This is a genomic window from Microbacterium sp. NPDC077391 (assembly GCF_040686955.1).
Classification (GTDB): Bacteria; Actinomycetota; Actinomycetes; order Actinomycetales; family Microbacteriaceae; genus Microbacterium; species Microbacterium commune.
Genome location: NZ_JBFBMI010000001.1, coordinates 826,271 through 846,668, shown reverse-complemented (window position 1 = coordinate 846,668; position 20,398 = coordinate 826,271). Strand labels below are relative to the sequence as shown.

The window sequence follows — 20,398 nt, the reverse complement described above, 5'->3', positions numbered from 1 at the left end:
GCCCCGCCGCCCGCCCCGCCCGGCATTCCGGGGGCCGCGTGCACTGCCTCCGACCGCCGTGGGCCGATGCATTCCGGGGGCCGACACTCCAGATGTCGGACACTTCACGCGGATCGGTCCGACATCTGGAGTGTCGGCCCCCGGTTCGTGCGCGCGCGGGCGCGGCGGGACGGCGGCGGGACGGCGGCGGGGACGGCAGGGGCGGGGCTCAGCGCGGGACGACGCGGTACCGGCGCAGCCGCAGCGACGGATTCGACTCGCGCGTGCGGGCGATCAGATCAGGTTCGAGGGATGCCACGGCCACCCCCTCCCCTGCGCTGACGCCGGCGACCACCACGCCCTGCGGGTCGATCACCTGCGAGTACCCGACGCCGACCGGAGCCGGGTGGTCGGCAGCGATCACGTACGCGGTGTTCTCGATGGCGCGCGCGGTGAGCAGGGTGTTCCAGTGGTGCTCCTTGAGCGGGCCGCGCACCCATTCCGCAGGGACGATCAGGGCATCCGCGCCGGCGTCGACCAGGGTTCTCGCCACCTCGGGGAACCTCAGGTCGTAGCAGGTCATCAGCCCGAACCGCAGGCCGCGCGCCTCGAACACGGCCGCGTCGCCGAGGTCGCCGGGCTCGATCCAGTCCGACTCCCGATGGCCGAACGCGTCGTACAGGTGCTGCTTGCGGTAGACCGCCTGCACACCGGCATCCGACACGGCGACGACGGTGTTGTGCACGCGACCGGCGTCGGCGGTCTCGACCATCCCGGCGACGACGACCAGGTCGTGCTCGGCGGCGAGCGCGCGCAGCGCGGAGACGAACCCGCCGTCGAGGCCCTCCGCGTTCTGCGCGAGGGCGTCGTCCATCTCCGGCGTGAAGTAGTTCGAGTACTCGGGCAGCACGGCGACGTCGGCACCGCGCTGTGCGGCCGCGGCGACGAGCACGGCGATCCGCTCCCGATTGCGCTCCGGCGAGGCATCCGGGGAGAACTGGCACACGGCGACGAGAGGAGCGGCTGCGGTCATGCTGCCATCCTCCCTCACTCCCGCGGTGCGCGCGCTCGGCTCTCGGGAGCCGCGCCCGCGCTCGGCGCGCCTCGATGCGCGGGCGTTCGCACGACCAGGGCGCCAGGGCGCACGGTGATCCGGACCCGGGTGACGTGACCGAAGCTGTCGCCGTCGAGTTCGACGAGATGAGGAGCGTCGAACCGCGCTTCGAATCGGCGGCCCTGCAGGTACGCGAGCGAGTGGAGATCGGGCGTCTGCTGCAGCAGTCTGCGGCCGAGCGGGGACCGACGGGCGAGCCCCTGCAGGGTGAGACGGGTGCCGATCCGCGCCCATCCGAAGCGTCCCGCGGGGCGCATCATCACGACGTCCAGCAGCCCGTCGTCGATGATCGCCGCGGGGATCAGGAGCATGTTGCCGGTGAGGGTGCCGCAGTTGCCGACGATCACCGTGTGCGCCCTCGTCGACCTCGTCCGACCTCCGTCGATGCGGTAGTCGAGGTGGAAGAGCCTGTTGGCGATGACCGAGCGGGCGATCGGTGCGACGTACGCGAACCAGCCGAGACGCTTCTTCGCGTTCGCGCTCGTGCTCTCCGCCATCTCGGCATCCAGCCCGATCCCCGCCATCACCATGAAGGCCGTCGTGCGACGAGAGCCGCCCTCGTCGTCGAGCTCCGCCATCCCGACATCCACCGCCCGATCCCCGCCCGAGAACGCCGCGCGGACGCAGGCGGCGAGGTCGTTGAGCGGTGCGCCGATGTCACGGGCGAGCAGATTGCCGGTGCCCAGCGGGATCAGCGCGATCGGGATGCCCGTGGCCTGCATCACCTCGGCGACGGCTCGCACCGTCCCGTCGCCGCCCGCGACGAGCACGACCGCAGGTCGGTGTGCGAGAGCGCTCTCGGCGGCAGCCCGCCCGGAGTCGTCGCCGGCGGTCTCGTGCCAGCGCGTGCGTGCCCACCCGTTCGCGGCCTCGTGCTCGGCGACCGCGGCACGCAGTCGCCGAACCGGCACCTTCAGGGGATGGTAGACGACGGCGGCATGCGGCGCCGGCGAGTGGGCCTCGTTCATGGTCGCCTCGCACTCGGAGGTGGCAGCCGAGATCAGCGCGCGTGACCGCCTTCGTCGGTCCAGTCGTCGATCCGCGCACGGTCGTCGAGCGCATTCGATCGCACACCGGCCGCCGAGCCCGAGACGGGCCTCGGGGTCGCCGCGGGCCGGAAGGACACCGACTCCGCGAGATCGGCGACCGCAGCGGCCCGGTGCTGCTCGCCGACCGCGGCCTCCTGGAAGCGCACCGACGCCGCCTCCTCCCTGGCGCGGACGCTGGCGCTGATCTCCGAGAGCCGGTCGGCGAGCACCCCGCCGAGACCGTCACGCAGCTCTTCCAGGTTCGTGTTCGCGATCTCCAGTCGGCGATCCGAGATCGCCAGCTCGACGGTCGGGTAGCCCGCCTCGGTCAGCGTGTCCCTGGTCTGCCCGCTCAGGATCTCCGCGATCTCGTCCGGTCGGGGTCGGCGTGTGAAGACCGCCTCCACCGTGTAGCGATCCGGGGCCTCATCGGTCATCAGCGCAGCAGGCAGCGAACCCACCAGCACCGATCCCAGGCCCAGCGTCGCGGTGTCTGCACCGCTCGTTCGCGTCTGTGTCTCCATGACGCGACGTTACGCCCCTCAGCTGTACGGCTCACAGGTTCAGCGGAACGTGCGCGCGTCTGCGAGGGGACCGGCGGATGCCGGTTCGGCGACCGGGTCAGCGGAGGGGTGCTCGACGCAAAGGACGAGGCCCCGAGATCGTGATGATCTCGGGGCCTCTCTTGTTGCGGGGACAGGATTTGAACCTGCGACCTCCGGGTTATGAGCCCGGCGAGCTACCGAACTGCTCCACCCCGCGGCACGTTTTATAGCCTAACACGGGTTCTGAGGGAGGGCGAATCGAGGTGGCCGGCAGACGCGCACGGGCGTGTCGCGTCTGCCGGCACCTCCCTACTCGGCCGCTGCCTGGTCCTCGAGAGCGAGCAGCTTCTCGATGGCGGCGGTGAGCTTCTTGTCCTCGGCGGCGAACCGTTCGAGGTCACCGGACTTCAGCGCGACCTCGCGGGCCTCGAGAGCGGCGCGTGCCTCCTCGAGCGCGGTCAGCGTCTCGCCGGTCGGCGGGGTGCCGCCCTGGTCGGGGTCGGCGGGGGCGTCCGGATCGGCCGGGGTCCCGGGATCGGTGGGTTCCACGTCGTCGTCGCCGCCCGATGCGCCGGCGTCGCCGCCGAAGAGCACGTCGAGGGCTTCGGTGAGCGTGTCCTCGAAGGCCACGCGGTCACCGAAGGCGACGAGCACCTTTCGCAGGTTCGGCAGCTTGGTGCCCTCGGAGGACTGCACGAAGACCGGCTGCACGTACAGCAGTCCGCCGCCGACGGGAAGCGTCAGCAGGTTGCCGTACTTCACGTCCGACTTGCCGAGCGTCAGCACGTTCAGCTTGTTGGCGATCTCGGTGTCCGAGTCGAAGGTGTTCTGCACCTGACCCGGGCCCGGCACCGTGGAGTTCGTGTCGATCTCCAGCAGGCGCATCTTGCCGTAGCCCTCGGCCTTCTCGCCCTTCTTGTTCCCGGCATCCGAATCCACGGCGAGGTAGCCCATCAGCACCTCTCGCGTGTCACCCTGCGCGGACGCCGGGATGAAGGTGGAGAACATCGAGAAGCGCGGCTCGTCCTGACCCGGCATCTTCATCGACAGGTAGTACGGCGGCTGCAGACGATCCTTGGCGCGCGGGTCGTCCGGCGTCTGCCAGCGGTTGTCCTCCTGCGCGAACGAGCGGGCGTCGTCGATGTGGTAGACGCCGAGCACGTCGCGCTGCACCTTGAACAGGTCGGTCGGGTAGCGCACGTGGCTCATCAGGTCGGCGGACATCTCGCTGATCGGCTCGACGGTCGCCGGGTAGACCTTCTGCCAGGCCTGGAGGATCGGGTCCTCGTCGTCCCAGGCGTACAGCTTGACCGACCCGTCGTACGCGTCGACGGTGGCCTTGACCGAGTTGCGGATGTAGTTGATGTTGTCGAACGACACCACGGATGCCGGGGTGCGGGAGTCGGCGATGGCGTCTCGGAGACTGACCGTCTTCGAGTACGGGTAGCTCGCGCTCGTGGTGAAGCCGTCGACGATCCAGACGATGCGGCCGTCGACGACGCTCGGGTACGGGTCGTTGTCGAGGGTCAGGTAGGGCGCGACCTTCTCGACGCGCTTCTTCGGGTCGCGGTCGTAGAGGATCTGCGACTCGGAGTTGACCAGGTTGGAGAACAGGATCTGCTCGGACTGGAACTTCATCGCGTAGAGCAGCTTCACGAACGTGTTGCCGATGCGCGGCCCGCCGTCGCCGTCGAAGGTCGTCTTGGTGTCGCTGGCTCCGTCTTCACCGCGCGGGTAGTCGATCTCGACGGGTTCGGTGCCCTCCGGGGCCCCCACGATCGAGTACTCCGGCGAGGACTCGCCGAAGTACACGCGCGGCTCGAACTTCTCGGTGTCGGTGAGGAAGCCCGAGGTCGGGATGCCCTGCTCGAGGAAGACGGGCTCGCCGTCGCTGGTGCGCTGGTTGCCGGCGAGCGCGACGAGACCGTAGCCGTGGGTGTACACGGCGGCGCGGTTGTTCCAGCTGTCGCCGCCGCCGAGCTTGGTCAGATCGAGGTCGCGCACGGAGACGACGGTGTCCTGCGACTTGCCGTCGATCTCGTAGCGGTCCACGTCGAGCTCAGGGGCGAACTGGTAGTACGAGCGGTACTGCTGCAGCTGGCGCACCGTCGGGCTGATGATCGCCGGGTCCATGATGCGCACGGATGCCGTGGTGTCGGCGTCCTCGCGCAGCTGACCCGGCTCGGTGTCGGTCGTCGCCGCGAACGGGGTGACCTCCATGTCGGCGACGCCGTACGCCTCTTTCGTGCTCTGGATGCTGCGATCGTAGAACTCGGCCTGATAGGCGTTCTCGTTCGGCTTCACCTGGAACGTGGTGACGACCCACGGATAGCCCATGCCGACCACGAGCGAGGCGACCACGAACAGCGCGGTGGCTGCGAGCGGGAAACGCCAGCGGCCGATCACGGCGGTCACGAGGAACAGCACCGCGACGACCGCGGCGATGATCGACAGGATCGCCAGGCCGGGGATGGTGGCGTTGACTCCGGTGTAGGCGGCACCCGTGATGCGGCCCTCAGGCTGCACGAGGGTGAGGTAGCGGTCGAGCCACAGGCTCACGGCCTGCACGGCGAGGTAGAGGCCGGCGAGCACGGCGAGCTGGATGCGCGCGGGCTTCGAGATGCGCAGCTCGCGCTGCCCGATGCGCACCGAACCGTACAGGTACGACACGAGCGCGGTGATCACCAGGCAGAGCAGCAGCACGGCCGACGCGAAGGCCAGCAGAGCCGAGTAGAACGGCATCGCGAACAGGTAGAAGCCGGTGTCCGCACCGAACTGCGGGTCGAGGGTTTCGGTGGTCACACCGTTCGCCCACAGCCATACCGTCTTCCAGTTGCCCGCGGCGGCGAATCCGGCGAACACGCCGAAGAAGACCGGCATCCCCCACATCGCGAGACGGCGCAGCGGCTCGATGACCTCCTGATAGCGATCGAGCTGCGAGCTCAGCCGCACGTAGACGGGTCGCAGCCGGTACGCCAGCTGGATGCACAGGAAGATCGGCAGCGCCATGCCGAGGAATCCCACGACGAACATCGTGGCGGTGGCGATCCATTGGGTGGTGAGCACCGAGGCGAAGTCGAGCTGGTCGAACCAGAGGAACTCGGTGTAGAGCGAGGAGAACACGAAGAACGCGGCGATGAGGGCGGCGATGATCGCCACCGAGATCGCGAGGATCCGTCGTGATGTGCTGGGCGTGGCCGGCTGCGGCGCTGAGGTCGAGGTCACCGTTCCATCCTAGGCAGGCGACCTATGACGCGGCCCCGGATGGGCGAACGGTTCGCCGCTGGCGGATCAGCCCGTCGCGGTGCAGACCGGAAGCGCTGACGTGTCGCCGCCCGCGGCGACCTTCTCGAGGATGTCGAGCGACTCCTTCAGCGTGCCGGTCCGGTACACCTGCAGTCCGTCCGGAACGTGGCCCACGACCTCGTCGCAGTTCTGCTCCGGAGCGAGGAAGACGGTCGCCCCCGCGTCGCGGGCCCCGTACAGCTTCTGCCGGATGCCGCCGATGGGCCCGACGTCGCCCGCGGCGTCGATGGTGCCGGTGCCGGCGACGTCCGCACCGCCGTTGAGCTCGCCGGGGGTGAGCTCGTCGATGATCCCGAGCGCGAACATCATGCCCGCGCTGGGGCCGCCCACGTTGTCGAGCTGCAGCCGCACATCGATGGGGAAGTCGTAGTCGGTGGTGAGGACGATTCCGATCAGCCACACCTCCTCGCCTGCGGCGTCGGTGGACTTCTCGGGCGTGACCGCAACGGCCTTCTCGTCGCCGTCGCGCTCGATCGTGAGGGTGACCTCAGCACCGTCCGCCTGCTGGATGGCATCCCGCAGCGCGGTGGCCGAGTCGATCTCCTCGCCGTCGATCGCCTGCACGAGATCGTCGGCTCGCAGCAGTCCGTCCGCGGGGCTGTCGGCCACGGTCTCGACGACCCGCACCGTCGCGCCGACGTCGTAGCCGAGCTCGGTGAGCGCCGCGGCGGTGGCCTCGTGCTGCGAATCGACCATCAGAGCAGCGTTGCGCTCGTCGCGCTCGTCGGAGCTGACGCCCTGCGGGAAGACCGTGTCGATGGGCACGACGGCGCGGGTGGGGTCGGTCCATGCCATCGCGAGCTCGAACCAGGTGGGGGTTCGCTCGCGGTTGCCGATCACCTGCACGGTCGTGAGATCGAGCGTGCCGCCGGTGGGGTACGTCTCGGCCCCGTCGATCTCGATCAGCGGCACCTCGGCCCCGTCCGCGCTGCGCGCGGTGCCGAGCGTGTCGTACACCGGGCCGGGTCGCTGGATGACGTACGGCGTGGGCACGAAGGTGAGCGCGACCAGGGCGACCAGCGCGACGCTCAGCGCGACGATGCCGGTGACCGTGCCGTTGCTGCGGCGTGATGACACGGAACCTCCGGGGCGTTCGCGAGCGGCGTACAGCGATCCGCGCGCATCGGGGTCGAGCACAGGATCCTGTGACTAGCGTAGAGCGCACACGCTACGGGCATGCTGAGAGGGCAATCGCATGGCAGATGACGATCGGGATCCGTCCGACTTCGAGGAGATGCTCCGGCGCATGATGTCGGGCGGGCAGGTCGACCCGGAGGCGCTCCGGGATGCGCTGTCCGGCATGGGCGGGATGCCGATCGACGCAGCCCAGATGTCCGGGTTCATGTCGCAGCTGCAGGGCATGTTCGGCGGCGACCCCTGGCAGGGCGCCCAGCAGCGCGCGCTGCACATCGCCAACCGCGACGGCCTCGGCATCGCCGACGGCTCGCGCGCGTCACTCGCGGATGCCTTCGCCCTCGCGAACCTCTGGCTCGGTGAGGCGACCACGATCTCGGAGCTCGCCTCGGCACCCCAGGCGATGACCCGCGGCGAGTGGGTCGAGAAGACCCTGCCGGTGTGGAAGGAGATCGCCGACCCGGTGTCGACGTCGATCGCGGATGCCCTCACCGGCGCGCTCGAGACGCAGGTCCCGCCCGAGATGCAGAGCATGGTGCAGGGTGCCGGCCAGCTGATGCGCGGCCTGGGCGGTTCGCTGTTCGCCGCCCAGTTCGGTCAGGTGCTGGGCCGGCTCTCGCTCGAGGTCGTCTCCGGCGGCGACGTCGGCATCCCGGTGCTCCCGGCGGGAACGGCCGCCGTGATCCCGCAGAACATCGCCGACTTCGGTGCGGGCCTGGAGATCCCGGAAGATCAGATCGCGCTGTACCTGGCCGTGCGCGAGCTCGCCTACGCCCGGCTGTACCGCCACGCGAAGTGGCTGCACCTGCACGTGCTCTCCCAGATCACCGACTTCGCCCGCGGAGTCACGGTCGACGTCGAGGTGCTCGACGATCTGGCATCCCGCCTCGATCCGACGAACCCTGAGGAGCTGCGGGCGGCGATCGAGGGCGGAGCGCTGCTTCCGGCCCAGACCGAGGCGCAGCGCGAGGCGCTCGCGCGCCTCGAGAATCTGATCGCGACGATCGACGGCTGGGTCGACGTGGTGACCGAAGAGGCGACCTCGCGACTGCCCGACGGCGCGCGGCTGGCTGAAGCGGCCCGCCGGCGTCGCGCGGTGGGCGGTCCTGCCGAGGACGCCCTGGGGGCGCTCGTCGGCCTGAAGCTGCGTCCCCGGCGCCTTCGCGAGGCGTCGGCGATGTGGCGGGCGGTGACGGATGCCGTCGGCATCGCCGCACGGGATGCCCTGTGGGACTACCCCGACATCATGCCGCTCGCATCGGACATCGACGACCCGTCCGCGCTCATCGCGCGTCTGGAGGCCCTGCAGCGCGGAGAGACGCCGGAGGCGGATGAGCTCGACGAAGCACTCGCGCGCCTGCTCGACGGCGAGGACTTCGGCGCAGCAGACACCGACGCAGCAGACGGCGGCGCAGCAGACACGGACGACACGGCCTCGCCCGGCGGCGAGGACGAAGCCGGCGACGACCGTCCCGAAGGCGATCGGCCGGTCTGAGCCTGAGCGTGCCCCTGAGCCTGAGCCTGGGGTGAAGGCTGGTCCGGGGCGGGCGATGACTCGTCCTGCACAGCCGCAGAGGAGCCCGATCCGTCCACAGATCGTCTCCTCCGGCCCCGCAGACCGCTCGCATCAGGACACAATCGGGTCATGAGCCCGATGACGCCGACGACGTTGACCCGTCTGGATCCGCGTTACCCGCTGCTCTGGCGCGATGAGGACACGGTGCAGTTCGGCCTCGAGAGCGTCGTGCGTCTGGATGTCGCCGGAGCCTGGGTCGAGCCGCTGCTGAACCGGCTGCGCACGGGCATCCGGCTCAGCTCGTTCGACGTGGTGGCGCACGGCGTGGGCGCACCGCGCGGCGAGGCACGGCGGCTGCTGGCCACCCTGCGCCCGCTGCTGGTGGACGACGCGGTGCCGGCACCGCCGTTCTGGGCCGACGGCATCAACCTCGCAGACGGGCGGGGGCAGGAGCGGCTGCGCCAGTCTCTGATCGACGAGGGTCTCGACGAGGCCGACCCGCGCTCTGCGGGCGCTGTGGCCGTCGTCATGGTCGGCGGTGCCGCCGCCGCACTGCAGCTCGCGCCCTATCTGCGCGACGACCTGCCGCACCTCCCGATCGGCTTCGAACAGGACGCCGCTGTCGTGGGTCCCCTCGTCGTACCGGGCCGCACGCCCTGCCTGTCCTGCCGCGATGCGCACGAGCGCGACCGCGACGAGGCATGGCCGCGCCTGCACGCGCAGCTCGTCGGCACGACGACGCGGGTGACCGCGGCTCGCATCGCGCACGCGGCGGCGCTCGCGGCGCGCATCCTGCGCACCCCGACGCCGTCCGCAGGGCTGATGGTGCGAGTCAGCCCTGACGGGCGGCACGCCTGGCGGTCGGTGCGACATCACGCAGAATGCCCGTGCCGCGAGCTGTCGTTCCGATCTCCGCCAGAAAGCGCGACGGAGACCTCTCCCCCCGCCCCGCTGAACGCGCCCACGACACGGCGAGCGTTCGCGCGGCCCGCGTGATCCCGACGTAGGCGAGGCGCCGCTCCTCGTCGATGTTCTCGAACGACGTCGCGTATGAGATCGGCAGCGAGCCCTCCGCCCAGCCCGCGAGCAGCACATGCGGCCACTCGAGGCCCTTCGCCGCGTGCAGCGTCGACAGGGTGACGGTCTGCAGAGTCGGCTCGTGCTGATCCTTCGCTCGCGCCATCAGATCGTCGGCGAAGACGCGCAGCGTCGTGCTCGGCGGTGCCTCCTCGGCCAGTCGCAGGATCGCGCGGCGCGCCTCCCACCCGTCCCGCTGCGCGCCGCCGGCCTGCGGGGGCTCGTCGGTGAGACCCAGGCCGCGCAGCACATCGCGCACGGTGGGCAGGAAACCCGCGTCGTTGGGCGCGACGGCAGCGCCGCGCAGCGCGAGCACCGCCTGACGCACCTCGGGCATGTCGAAGAAGCGCGTGCCGCCGAGAACACTCGTCGCGATGCCGCGCGCGGCGAGAGCCTGCTGCAGCACCGCCGACTGCGCATGTGCGCGGTAGAGCACGGCGATGTCGGAGGCGGCAGCACCGCCGGCGATGCGGCGCACGATGGTGTCGGCGATGCCGGCGGCCTCGTCCGACTCGCTGTCGTACGCCGTGACGGTCGGCGCCTCGTCGTCCTCCGCCGGCGCGCCGGCAGGCGTCAGTGCGAGCGCACCGGGCCGCCCCTTCATCAGCGCGTTCGCGGCCGTCAGGATCGACGCCTGCGAGCGGTAGTTCGTCTCGAGCCGCACGACCGTCGCGTCGATGTACCGGCGCTCGAACTCGAGCAGGTACCGCTGCTGCGCACCGGCGAACGAGTAGATGGTCTGGCTCGCGTCGCCCACCACGCAGATGTCGCGCCGATCGCCGAGCCACAGCTCGAGCAGCCGATTCTGCAGGGGCGACACGTCCTGGTACTCGTCGACCGTGAAATGGCGGTACTGCTCGTGCACGGCGGCGGCGACGCGCGGCTCCGCCTCGAGCATCCCCGCGCAGGCGAGCAGCACGTCCTCGAAGTCGAGCTGGCGACGCTCGTCCTTGAGCGCCTCGTATGCCGTCTGCAGCTCGATCAGCTGCTCGGGGCGGATGCCGCTGACCGGCCGCTGCAGTTCGGCGTACTGCTCGATCGACATCATCGAGACCTTGCGCCACTCGATCTCCGCGGCGACGTCGCGCAGGGTGGCGGTGCTCGGCCGCAGACGCATGGCGTCGGCGGCCTGTCCGAGCATCCTCACCTTGTTGTCGATGAGCGACGGAGCGGAGTCACCCGCGACGGTCGGCCAGAAGAAGTTCAGCTGCTTGAGCGCGGCGGCGTGGAAGGTGCGCGCGGCGACCCCGCCGACGCCGAGCGCGCGCAGGCGCCCGCGCAGCTCACCGGCGGCCTTCGCCGTGAACGTCACCGCCATCACGCGCTGCGGCGAGTATGCGCCGGTGTCGACGCCGTGCGCGATGCGGTGCGTGATGACCCGCGTCTTGCCCGTGCCGGCACCGGCGAGAACGGCGACCGGACCGCGCAGCACCGAGGCGGCCTCGCGCTGACGCTCGTCGAGGGCATCCAGGGCGCTCACTTCGGCTCGCTGCGCTCGCTCAGCACACCGCGCTTCAGCTCGCCCCGATGCCAGTCCTCGATCAGCCGGCGGGCGATCGACGATCGGCTCGGCAGGCCGACCGGGCCCTCGCCGGCGAGTGCACGTCCGATCTCGTCGCGGGTCAGCCAGCGCACGTCGATGATCTCCTCGCCGTCTGCCGCCACGTCCTCGTCGGCGGCGACCGCGCGGAACCCGACCATCAGCGAGCGCGGGTACGGCCAGGGCTGCGACGAGACGTAGCGCAGCTCGCGCAGCCGCACGCCGGCCTCCTCCGCGAGTTCGCGGTGCACGGTCGACTCCATCGACTCCCCCGCCTCCACGAACCCGGCGAAGCACGAGTACATGGTACCGCGCCAGGCGGCGTTGGCGCCGAGCAGCAGCCGTTCGCCGTCGGGGCTCTCGACCGCGACGATCACGGCGGGGTCGGTGCGCGGGAAGTGCTGCGCGTCACACCCGTCGCAGTGCCGAGACCATCCGGCGTTGCGCAGCTCGAGCAGGGTGCCGCACCGGCTGCAGTGGCGCACATCGACCAGCCACGCGGCGAGGGCGACCGCCGTGACGAAGATCTCGGCCTCGAGCGGATCGAGCATGCCGCCGACCTCGCGCAGCCCCAGCCAGGTCTCCTCCGGCGCCGCGTCGATGCTCTCGTGCTCGGGCGGGACGGATGCGAGAAGCAGCGCCGCACCGTCGGCATCGCGCCCCAGCAGAGCCCACTCCGCGTCGCCGACCTCGGCGACCCTGGCCCGCACGACAGCCCGGTCGGCGATGCGAAGTCGACGATCGCGGACGACGACGACCCTGGTGCCCTCGGCCGCTCGCAGCGTGTCGATCGCTCCGGGCTGTGCGCGCAGCTCGGCCGCCCTGTCGAGGGTGTCGGACCTGGTGCTCATGCGTCCTCCTGCTCTCGTGCGGCCGTCCCGGAACGCGACGTATGCCGCGGCACTCGCGTGGCGTGGACGCCAACTGTGCGAGGGCAGACCTACGCTGGGGAGCATGGCTCGCTCTCCTTTCACTCTAGTGGCGGCGGTCACGGCCGCTGTGCCCGGGGCGGAGGTCACAGGCGCTCGCGCCCTGACCGCGGATGGCGACGGGAGGTTCGACTCCGCCATCGCCACACTCGCCGACGGCAGCGAGCTCGTGATCCGCGTCGCCGCCGACGACTCGGCGGCCGTCGAACTCGCCGAGGAGGCGCTCGCGCTGCGCGCTCTGACCGCCGGCGCGAGGGAGATCCTGCCCTTCCGGGTGCCCACCGCGATGGGAGAGACACGGGTCGGCGACGCGCGTGCGCTCGTCACCGATCTCATGCCCGGCTTCCAGATCGAAGCCGCGCACGTTCCCCCCGGGCGCGGTGCCGCCGTCTCGATCGGGCGGGCGATCGCCGCCGTGCACACCCTGCCGCCGTCGGTCGTTCGCGCGGCCGGGTTGAGCGTGCGCGACGCCGCCGCGGTGCGTGCGGAGACAGAGCAGCTGGTGGATCGGGCATCCGCGACGGGGCGGGTGCCGGCACGGCTCAGCGCGCGCTGGCGCAGCGCCGTCGCCGACGACGACCTGTGGCGCTTCGAGAGCGCCGTGACGCTCGGCGGCATACAGGCGCTCTCCTTCCTGTTCGAGGACGATCCGCACGACGGCCCGCAGGTGGTCGCGGTGCTCGGCTGGCGCGGACTCGCGGTCGGCGATCCGGCGGAAGACCTCGGCTGGCTGTCCGGTGCTCCGGAGGCCGCACCCGACGTGCTCGCCGCGTACACGGCCGCGTCGCAGCGTGCGACCGACGACGCGCTGCAGGCGCGCGCCCGCCTGCACGCCGAGCTCGAGTTCGCCCGCTGGCTCGTGCACGGCGACGAGCTGCGCCGGCCCGACATCGTCGACGACGCCGCCGCCCTGCTGGAGTCGCTCAGCTCGGGTCTGCGCGGTGACGATCTGCGGGTGACCGCCACGTACACCGGCGGTGTCGACTCGGCGCTCGATGTGCTCGACCGCGTGCCCGCGACCGCCTCCAACGACATCGACACGTCGATGCAGACGGACGCGTATCGCCCCGAGGACCTGTGGCACGAGGCCGAGCCGGACGACCAGGAAGACCAGCAGCACCAGGGCGACCAGCAGCACCAGGGCGACCAGCAGAACCAGGAAGACCAAGGCGACCAGGAAGACCAGGGCGACGGTCGCGGACCTGCCCGGCCCGTGTCGTCCGCCGGTGCTCCGCGCGCAGACGGCGAGGCGAGTCGGACGCAGGAGCAGGGCGACGCGGCGCACGCGTCGTGGGAGCAGCCCACGCAGGATCTCTCCGACGTCGCCGGTGTCCGCGGGTCGACCCGTGTCGACGACGGCAGCGCCGCGGCGACGGATGCCGGGGCCGCGGCGGCCGCCGATCGCTCAGCGTCCCCCGACCCGGACTCAGACGAAGCTCAGCGGGCGGCTCGTGCTGCACTCCAACGCTGGACGAGGTCCGACTCCGAATAGACGCGGTCGTCGCGGATGACGAGGTCGTCAGCGACGTAGAACAGCGCAACATCGATCTCCTCCAGCGGCACGCCGAACCGGCGGTGGTAGGCCAGCCGGTAGAGCGCCAGCTGCAGCATCCGCTCCTCTCGCTCGGCGGGCGTGCGGGGTGCCCGGCCGGTCTTCCAGTCGACGATCTCGATGCGTCCGCCGCGGTCCTCGCGGCGGTAGACCGCGTCGAGCTTGCAGATGACGATGTGGCCCCCGCCCACCGCCGCATCGTCGCCTTCGCCGAACGCGAAGTCGATCTCGATCTCGACCGCTATCGGCTGCAGCGGCGCCCATTCGCTACGCTCGAACACTGCCCGCAGCTCGGCGAGGGAGCGTTCGTCGTCGCTGCCGAGATGGGTCGGCGGCGCCGCGTCCGCACCGTCGTCGTCGAGCTCCCAGAGAGCGCTCTCGACGGTGGAGCTCGCACCGACCAGTCCTGAGCGGTGCTCGACCCACGCGTGGAACAGGGTGCCGATGCGGGTCTGCGTGTACGGCCGCTCGGGCATCGGCCGTCCGAGATCGCGCAGCGTGCCGCGATAGTCGGTGACCCAGTCCTTGAACCGCGACGCCGGGACGCGCGTCGGCACCTCGGCCGGTGCGCCCTGCTGCCGCTCCGCGCGCTCGACGAGCAGTCGCGCCAGCTGCTCGGTGGGCGCGGGCCGCTCCGGGCGGTCCAGCGCCGCGCGCGCCTCCTGCTCGGCAGCGGCGACGCGCGGTCGGCGGTCGCCCAGGGGGTCCATCGGCCACGAGCGGGTCATGCCGGGCCCGTCGTACGGGTTGTCTTCGGGGTCGACCCCGTCGATCGGATCGAGGCCGAGCACATCGATCGCGTCCAGCAGGTACGCGCTGGCCTGGCGCGGCTTCACCTGGCCCGCCCAGTGCGCGCCGGAGAGCAGCAGATCGCTGCGCGCACGGGTGAACGCCACGTACGCGAGTCGCCGCTCCTCCTGCTGCTGGTAGTCGCGGTACTCGTTCTTGAACCGGCGCAGCGCGCCGCCGTTCGGGTAGGCCTTCGTCACCCCCGCGGCGAGCGCGTCGAGCGCGGCCTTGTGGCGCTTGGCGGGAACGTCGCCGGCGGCATCCATCTCGGCCTGCGGATCCCACCGGAAGACGGGCAGCGCATCGCGGTCGCCCCGCAGCGCGAAGGGGACCACGCCGAATCCGAACCATCCGGCGGTGTCCTGCGGGCGCCCCGGCAGCTCGCCGTCGACGAGCCGCACGACGGCGACCGCGTCCCACTCGAGTCCCTTCGAGCCGTGGATCGTGAGCAGCTGCACCACGCCGGGCTCGGGGGGTTCGGGCCGCGGCATGAGCTCGTCGGTGCTCTCGGCCTTGTCGAGCCAGGCGAGCAGACTGCCGATCGTGCCGCGGTCGTCGGCGCTGAGGAACGCGCGCACCTCATCGGCGAAGGCGCGCAGCTGAGTGGCGGCGATCCGCGCGGGACCGCGCGACTCGTTCGCGGCGAGCTCGATGTCGAGCCGCAGCTCGAGCTCGATCATCCGGATCAGCTCGGGGATGGGCAGGCCCGCCGCCCTTCTCAGCCGTTCGAGGATCTCCCCCGCCGCGCGCATCCGTCGACGCCCCTCGGGGCTGATCGCCGAGATCAGCCGGTAGTCGTCGGGAGCCGCGCGCAGGAAGTCGACGGCGTCGACGATCGACACGGCCTCGTCCGCCCCGCGCGAGGCACGCAGCCGCTGCCGCACCTCGTCGGAGAGCGGAGACAGGTCGGCGTCGCGTCCGGCGAGCGCGGTCGCGAGGTCGTAGAGCGCGGCCATGTCGGCGACGCCGATCGCGAACCGCGGGCCGACGAGAAGACGGATGAGGGCCGAACCCGCCGTGGGGTCGTGGATCACCCGCAGCATGGAGACGACGTCGACCACCTCCGGCGTCGACAGCAGCCCGCCCAGACCGAGGATCCGGTGCGGGATGCCCTGCCGCGCCAGCGCGGCGGCGAAGGTCTGCATGTGACGTTTGGACCGGAACAGGATCGCTCCCGTGTGCGCGCGGTCGGGATTCGACTGCTCGTGCTCGCGCCGCCGAGCCGCGAACCACGCGGCGACCTGTTCGGCCTCATCATCGACGGTGTGCGGGAAGCGCACCTCGACCCTGCCCCGCCCTGCGCCGGGACGCGGCTCGAGCGCCGGCACGTCCAGACCGGCGCGCGCGAGCGGCTCCAGCACGCGATTGGCGACATCGAGGATGCGCGTGTCGTTGCGCCAGCTCGTCATCAGGCTGTACGTGGTGGCGGGCTGATCGTGGGCGAACGCACGACTGAACGCGTAGAGGTTGTCGGCGCTGGCCCCTCGCCAGCCGTAGATCGACTGGTGCGGGTCGCCGACAGCCATCACCGCGCTGTCGCGGAACAGGGCGGCGAGGAATCGCGTCTGGATGACCGACGTGTCCTGATACTCGTCGAGCAGCACGACACGATGCTGTTCGCGCAGATCGGCGCGCACATCGGGGGCGCTCTCGACGATGTCGAACGCCCCGCCGACCTGGTCGGCGAAGTCGAGCACGCCGCGGCGCTGCTTCTCGGCCATGTAGTCGCGCACGAGACGCGCGAGCACGGGGATGCTGCGCAGATTCAGCGCCGCGGTGTCGACGTCTCGATTGGTGCGGTACGGCTCGAACGCGGCGGCGTGTTCTGCTGCGATCCGCTCGACGTCCGCGAGGTCGGCACGGTGGTCGAGCACCTCGGCGGCGAGCTTCTGCACCGCGTCGATGACGCCGCCGAGCGACCGGTCGATCTCTTCGAGGTCGGGGATGTCGGCTCGCAGCACCACGGCGCGCGCGATGAGCCACGAGGCGGACTGACTGAGCATGGCCGCCTCGGGGTCGCGTCCGATGCGAGCGGCGTGCTCGCGCACGATGCTGTCGGCGAACGCGTTGTAGGTGGACACTCTCGGGCGGACCAGCAGATCCTCCGCCGAGCGCGGCGTGCGCGGGTCCCACCCCGTGCCGTAGCGCTCGGCGAGCTCGTCGAGCACCTGCACGCGCACCGCGTCGCGCTGCGGGCCGGCGACGGCGGCGTGCACGCGTCGCAGCGCGTCGTCGGCGACGATCTCGGCGAGGTGCGGCAGAAGCCCGCGCCGCGCGAAGTGGTCGATCATCTCGAGCCGGATGCCGATGCGCTCGGCCAGTTCGCCGGCGGCCTTGCGCGTGAACGTCAGACCGAGCACCTCGTCGGGACGCACCCTGCCGTTCGCGACGAGCCAGACCACGCGACCGGACATCGTCTCCGTCTTGCCGCTGCCTGCCCCGGCCACGACGAGCGCCGGGCTCGGCGGCGCCTCGATCACCCGCTGCTGAGCCGCGGTGGGAACCGGGAGGCCGAGCGCGAGGGCGATGGTCTCGGCCGAGATCGTGGCCGCGCCGGTGAGCGTGCCGCCCGTCATGAGCTCACCGCCGGAACCGTGTGGATGTGGCAGGGCGAGACCCGCACCTGGGTGTCGGCGCAGTGCGCCTCGACCTGTGCCGTGAAGCTGCTGGCCGCCATGCCACGGCCGGCGGCGGTCACCCGCTGCAGGAATGCCGCGCGCGCCTCGTCGCCGAGGGTGTGCTGATGGGCGACACGGTACTGCGCCTTGCCGACCGTCTTCGAGACGATGACCAGTCGGGCGCCCGCGAGCGCGTCGGCGGGCGCACCCTCCAGCAGTCCCTCCTGCACCGCGATCTGGTACGCGGCGAGCTGTGCGTGCTCACGCACGTTGGCCTCGGTGTCGGGCTCGTACTTCCCGGTCTTCAGATCCACCACCACCACCCGCTCGCCCGCTGCGCTCATCCGCTCCCACTTCTGCCCTCGGGCCGCGTCGTGCTCCCCGGCACCGGCGGGGTACACCTCGACACGGTCGATGACACCGCTGACCAGGGCCCTCGGGCTCGCATCCGGCGTCGGGCCGCTGCCCGCGTCCTCACCGTGGGAGTGCAGCGCGTCGGCATCCTCGGCGGCGAGCACGGCGCCGCTCTCCAGATCGACCGTGAAGCGGAACGGCGCCTCCGCGCCGACCACCCGCCCGCCGTCTCTCGACACCTCCCCCAGGTACGCGCGCAGCCGCTCGAGGTACAGGTCGGCGCGGCGGCGCTCCTTCCGACCGATCCACGCGGTCTCGAAGTCGAGCTCAGGCCAGTGCTCGTCGATGACGGCCCGCATCGCGTCAGGGTCGCCGTCCGGCACCTTCTCCAGCACCTCGTGCACGATCGTGCCGATACCTGCCGACGGCGGCATGACGCTGTCACCGCCGAGCGAGGCGACGACCCAGTTCAGCCCGCACTCCTCGAAAGCCTCGAGCCGCGAGGGCGACACCCGCACCGGCGCGGCCTGCAGATCGCGCAGCGGCGCCGTGCTGGAGCGCTGGGTGACGCCGTACCAGTCGTCGACGTGCGCGCCGGGCACACCCTCTTCGGCGAGGATCCGCAGCTGTCCGGCCGCGAATGCGCGCTCCGCCTGATCGGGCGAGGTCGTCAGCGTGCGACGGTGGCGCGCGACGAGACCGCGCAGCGTCAGCGGGTGCGCGAAGCGCACCTCGTCCTCCTCGACCGGCGGCGGCGCCGGCAGGAACGAGAAGAACGGGCTCGGCGTCATGTCGTCGTCGTCCACGGCCGACACGACGAGCCTGGTGCGCGCCCGCGAGATCGCGCGCACGAAGAGCCGCAGCTCGTCGTGCAGCGCAGCCCTGCGCCGATCCAGCACGCCCGGCACGGTCTCGGGCTCACCGGAGCGCGCCGCGGAGATCGCCTCACCCAGCCGCCAGGTCTCGAGCATGCCGCCACGCAGCCGGACGTTCGGCCAGATGCCGTCCTGCACACCCGCGACGACGACGGCCTCGAACTCGGTGCCGAGGGCGGTCGCCGGTGTCAGCAGCGTCACGAGGCCGGGTCGGTCGGGCGTCGAGAGGGTGTCTTCGGGCACCTCGCTGTCGAGGATGTCGCGGATGAACAGCGCGGGCTTCTCCTGCGGGGAGCGCTCCACGAACCGCTTCGCCGCGTCGAAGAGCGCGACCAGGCTGTCGAGCGAGCGTGAGATCTCGGCACCGCCGGGCTGGTCGGCCGCGACGCGCCATGCGACCTGCAGCGAGCCGCCGCCGACCGAGCGGGCGCGGTCCCACACCGTCCACAGCAGCTCGTGGATCGTGCCGCCCGCCGCGCCCTGGTCGTGCAGCATCCGGAGGGTCTCCGCGAATCGCTGCGCGATCCGTGCCTCCGGCGCGTCCACCCGGTCGAAGAGATGCGGGAACTGCATCGCCTCTCTGAGCAGCTCCCGAGCCGGTGTCGATCCGCCCTGCTCGAGCTCCACGTGCCGCAGTCGTGCGCGCAGCCGGCGCAGGCCGACGGCGTCGAGACCTCCGAACGGGGAGGTGAGGGTCTCGGCGAGCAGGTCGGAGGCGCGCTCGTCCGGCGGCGTGAGCCCGAGCCGCACGATCTCCACGATCTCGCGCACGATCCCCTCGCTGCCCAGCGGACGCGGCACGCCGGCGGCTCTGGTCGGCACCTCGCGGGCAGCGAGCTCCGCCTCGAGCATGACGATCTGGCGCGTGTCGTGGGCGATGACGGCCAGGCGACTCCACGGGATGCCGTCGCTGAGGTGCCAGTCGCGCAGCACGGCTGCGATGCGATCGACCTCCTCGTGCGGTGACGGCGCGATCAGCGTGCGCACCCCGGTGCCGTCGGTCTGGTCGGGCGCGCGCCGATGATCGACGCGACCGGCGACGCCGATGGCCTGCGTGACGGTGCGGGTGAGCGCGGTCAGCGCGGGGCCCTGTCGATGCGCGACGTCGAGCACGTGCACGTCGCCCAGCACGCGCGCGAGCTCGGCGAACAGCTGCGGGCTCGCACCACGGAAGGCACCAGACGAGATGTCGGGGTCGCCGAACGCCAGCACCGCGACGCCGCGCGAGCGCAGCGCGCTCACCAGCCGCACTCCCCCGCGGGTGAGCTCCTGCGCGTCATCGATCAGCACCACGCGCAGCCCGGCCAGCGGCCCGAGCGCGACCGGCTCCGCCGTGTGCAGGATCGCGGTGGCCTCGGCGAGGAGTTCGGGCACATCCCGATGCGCGACGCGCATGCCGCCCATCACCTCGCGGTACTCGGTGAGGAAGTCATCGGCGGCGCGCCAGACCTCACGCTCCGAGCCGGCGAGCTCACCGGGGCGCACACCGAGCTCGGTGCACTCGGCGAGGAAGGCCCGCAGCTCCGAACGGAAACCCTTCGAGGCGCGCACCGCCGGGCTCAGCGCGTCGGGCCAGCGACGCAGCCCGTCCTCCGCGTCGCCGACGAGCAGATCGGCGAGGATGCGGTCCTGGTCGGCGCCGGTGAGCAGCGCGGGCGGCTCGTGACCGGCGTGCACCATCGCACCGCGCACGAGCTGGAAGGCGAACGACCCGAGCGAGCGAGCGAGCGGGCCGGGCGTCGCCTGGTCGACCCGCACGCCGATCCGGTCGCGCAGCGCCGTGGCGGCCTGACGGCTCGGGGTGAGCACGAGCACCTCGTCGGCGCTCACACCGGCGGCGAGCAGGTGCACGACCCGATCGATCAGGGCGGTCGTCTTCCCCGTGCCGGGCGCGCCGATGATGACTCCGGATGCGGTGGCATCACCGTTCACGACGGCGAGCTGCGCGGCATCCGGGATCATGCTTCCACGGTATAGCGGCCCGCCGACACCGCGCGCAGCGGCCGGATGCGGCACGACTGTGCGCCCACGGCGAAATCGTG

General features: G+C 71.6%; 11 protein-coding genes and 1 tRNA gene. 2 read left to right on the top strand and 10 right to left on the bottom strand.

Features of this window, described 5'->3' with window-relative positions; genetic code table 11:
• Positions 1-208: 208 nt before the first annotated feature.
• From AB0O65_RS03850 to AB0O65_RS03825, 6 genes are all read right to left on the bottom strand, one after another.
• Complete coding sequence (locus tag AB0O65_RS03850) at positions 209-1,012, bottom strand: carbon-nitrogen hydrolase family protein (RefSeq protein WP_313477740.1); 804 nt, start codon at positions 1,010-1,012, stop codon at positions 209-211.
• A 14-nt stretch (positions 1,013-1,026) separates the two neighbouring features.
• A complete protein-coding gene (locus AB0O65_RS03845; protein ID WP_363383189.1) occupies positions 1,027-2,061 on the bottom strand; it encodes a diacylglycerol kinase family protein in 1,035 nt (344 codons plus the stop codon).
• A gap of 32 nt (positions 2,062-2,093) precedes the next feature.
• Positions 2,094-2,645 carry a hypothetical protein gene (locus tag AB0O65_RS03840; RefSeq protein WP_363383186.1) on the bottom strand — a complete coding sequence of 184 codons (552 nt, stop codon included), beginning with the start codon at positions 2,643-2,645 and terminating at the stop codon, positions 2,094-2,096.
• A 164-nt stretch (positions 2,646-2,809) separates the two neighbouring features.
• Positions 2,810-2,883: transfer RNA gene (locus AB0O65_RS03835), tRNA-Met, on the bottom strand.
• Positions 2,884-2,975: 92 nt separating this feature from the next.
• Positions 2,976-5,891, bottom strand: a complete 2,916-nt coding sequence (locus AB0O65_RS03830) for a UPF0182 family protein (protein WP_363383183.1) — start codon at positions 5,889-5,891, stop codon at positions 2,976-2,978.
• A gap of 66 nt (positions 5,892-5,957) precedes the next feature.
• Positions 5,958-7,049 carry a S16 family serine protease gene (locus AB0O65_RS03825; RefSeq protein ID WP_313477732.1) on the bottom strand — a complete coding sequence of 364 codons (1,092 nt, stop codon included), beginning with the start codon at positions 7,047-7,049 and terminating at the stop codon, positions 5,958-5,960.
• Between the two features lie 118 nt (positions 7,050-7,167).
• Between AB0O65_RS03825 and AB0O65_RS03820 the strand changes: the two genes are divergently transcribed.
• Positions 7,168-8,601: a zinc-dependent metalloprotease gene (locus tag AB0O65_RS03820; RefSeq protein ID WP_313477730.1), complete on the top strand. Its 1,434-nt coding sequence runs from the start codon at positions 7,168-7,170 to the stop codon at positions 8,599-8,601.
• Between the two features lie 853 nt (positions 8,602-9,454).
• Here AB0O65_RS03820 and AB0O65_RS03815 read toward each other — a convergent pair.
• A complete protein-coding gene (locus AB0O65_RS03815; RefSeq protein ID WP_363383180.1) occupies positions 9,455-11,179 on the bottom strand; it encodes an ATP-dependent helicase in 1,725 nt (574 codons plus the stop codon).
• Positions 11,176-12,090 carry an NAD(+) diphosphatase gene (nudC, locus tag AB0O65_RS03810; protein ID WP_071642733.1) on the bottom strand — a complete coding sequence of 305 codons (915 nt, stop codon included), beginning with the start codon at positions 12,088-12,090 and terminating at the stop codon, positions 11,176-11,178. Before nudC ends, AB0O65_RS03815 begins: the two co-directional genes overlap by 4 nt.
• A gap of 103 nt (positions 12,091-12,193) precedes the next feature.
• Between nudC and AB0O65_RS03805 the strand changes: the two genes are divergently transcribed.
• A complete protein-coding gene (locus AB0O65_RS03805) occupies positions 12,194-13,660 on the top strand; it encodes a hypothetical protein (RefSeq protein ID WP_363383176.1) in 1,467 nt (488 codons plus the stop codon).
• On the opposite strand, the gene AB0O65_RS03800 is transcribed toward AB0O65_RS03805, so the two are convergent.
• Positions 13,606-17,085, bottom strand: coding sequence for an ATP-dependent DNA helicase (locus AB0O65_RS03800; protein WP_313477720.1), 3,480 nt, complete (start codon positions 17,083-17,085; stop codon positions 13,606-13,608). The two genes, AB0O65_RS03805 and AB0O65_RS03800, sit on opposite strands and share 55 nt — an antisense overlap.
• On the bottom strand, positions 17,082-20,318 hold the full coding sequence (locus tag AB0O65_RS03795) for an ATP-dependent DNA helicase (RefSeq protein ID WP_363383173.1): 3,237 nt from the start codon (positions 20,316-20,318) through the stop codon (positions 17,082-17,084). Before AB0O65_RS03795 ends, AB0O65_RS03800 begins: the two co-directional genes overlap by 4 nt.
• Positions 20,319-20,398 lie beyond the last annotated feature (80 nt).

What these genes read in the sequence shown, in the direction of transcription:
- nudC (WP_071642733.1), bottom strand. Translation starts at nt 12,090, where the DNA reads ATGAGCACCAGGTCCGACACCCTCGACAGGGCGGCCGAGCTGCGCGCA.
- AB0O65_RS03795 (WP_363383173.1), bottom strand. Translation starts at nt 20,318, where the DNA reads ATGATCCCGGATGCCGCGCAGCTCGCCGTCGTGAACGGTGATGCCACC.
- AB0O65_RS03845 (WP_363383189.1), bottom strand. Translation starts at nt 2,061, where the DNA reads ATGAACGAGGCCCACTCGCCGGCGCCGCATGCCGCCGTCGTCTACCAT.
- AB0O65_RS03850 (WP_313477740.1), bottom strand. Translation starts at nt 1,012, where the DNA reads ATGACCGCAGCCGCTCCTCTCGTCGCCGTGTGCCAGTTCTCCCCGGAT.
- AB0O65_RS03820 (WP_313477730.1), top strand. Translation starts at nt 7,168, where the DNA reads ATGGCAGATGACGATCGGGATCCGTCCGACTTCGAGGAGATGCTCCGG.
- AB0O65_RS03805 (WP_363383176.1), top strand. Translation starts at nt 12,194, where the DNA reads ATGGCTCGCTCTCCTTTCACTCTAGTGGCGGCGGTCACGGCCGCTGTG.
- AB0O65_RS03840 (WP_363383186.1), bottom strand. Translation starts at nt 2,645, where the DNA reads ATGGAGACACAGACGCGAACGAGCGGTGCAGACACCGCGACGCTGGGC.
- AB0O65_RS03800 (WP_313477720.1), bottom strand. Translation starts at nt 17,085, where the DNA reads ATGACGGGCGGCACGCTCACCGGCGCGGCCACGATCTCGGCCGAGACC.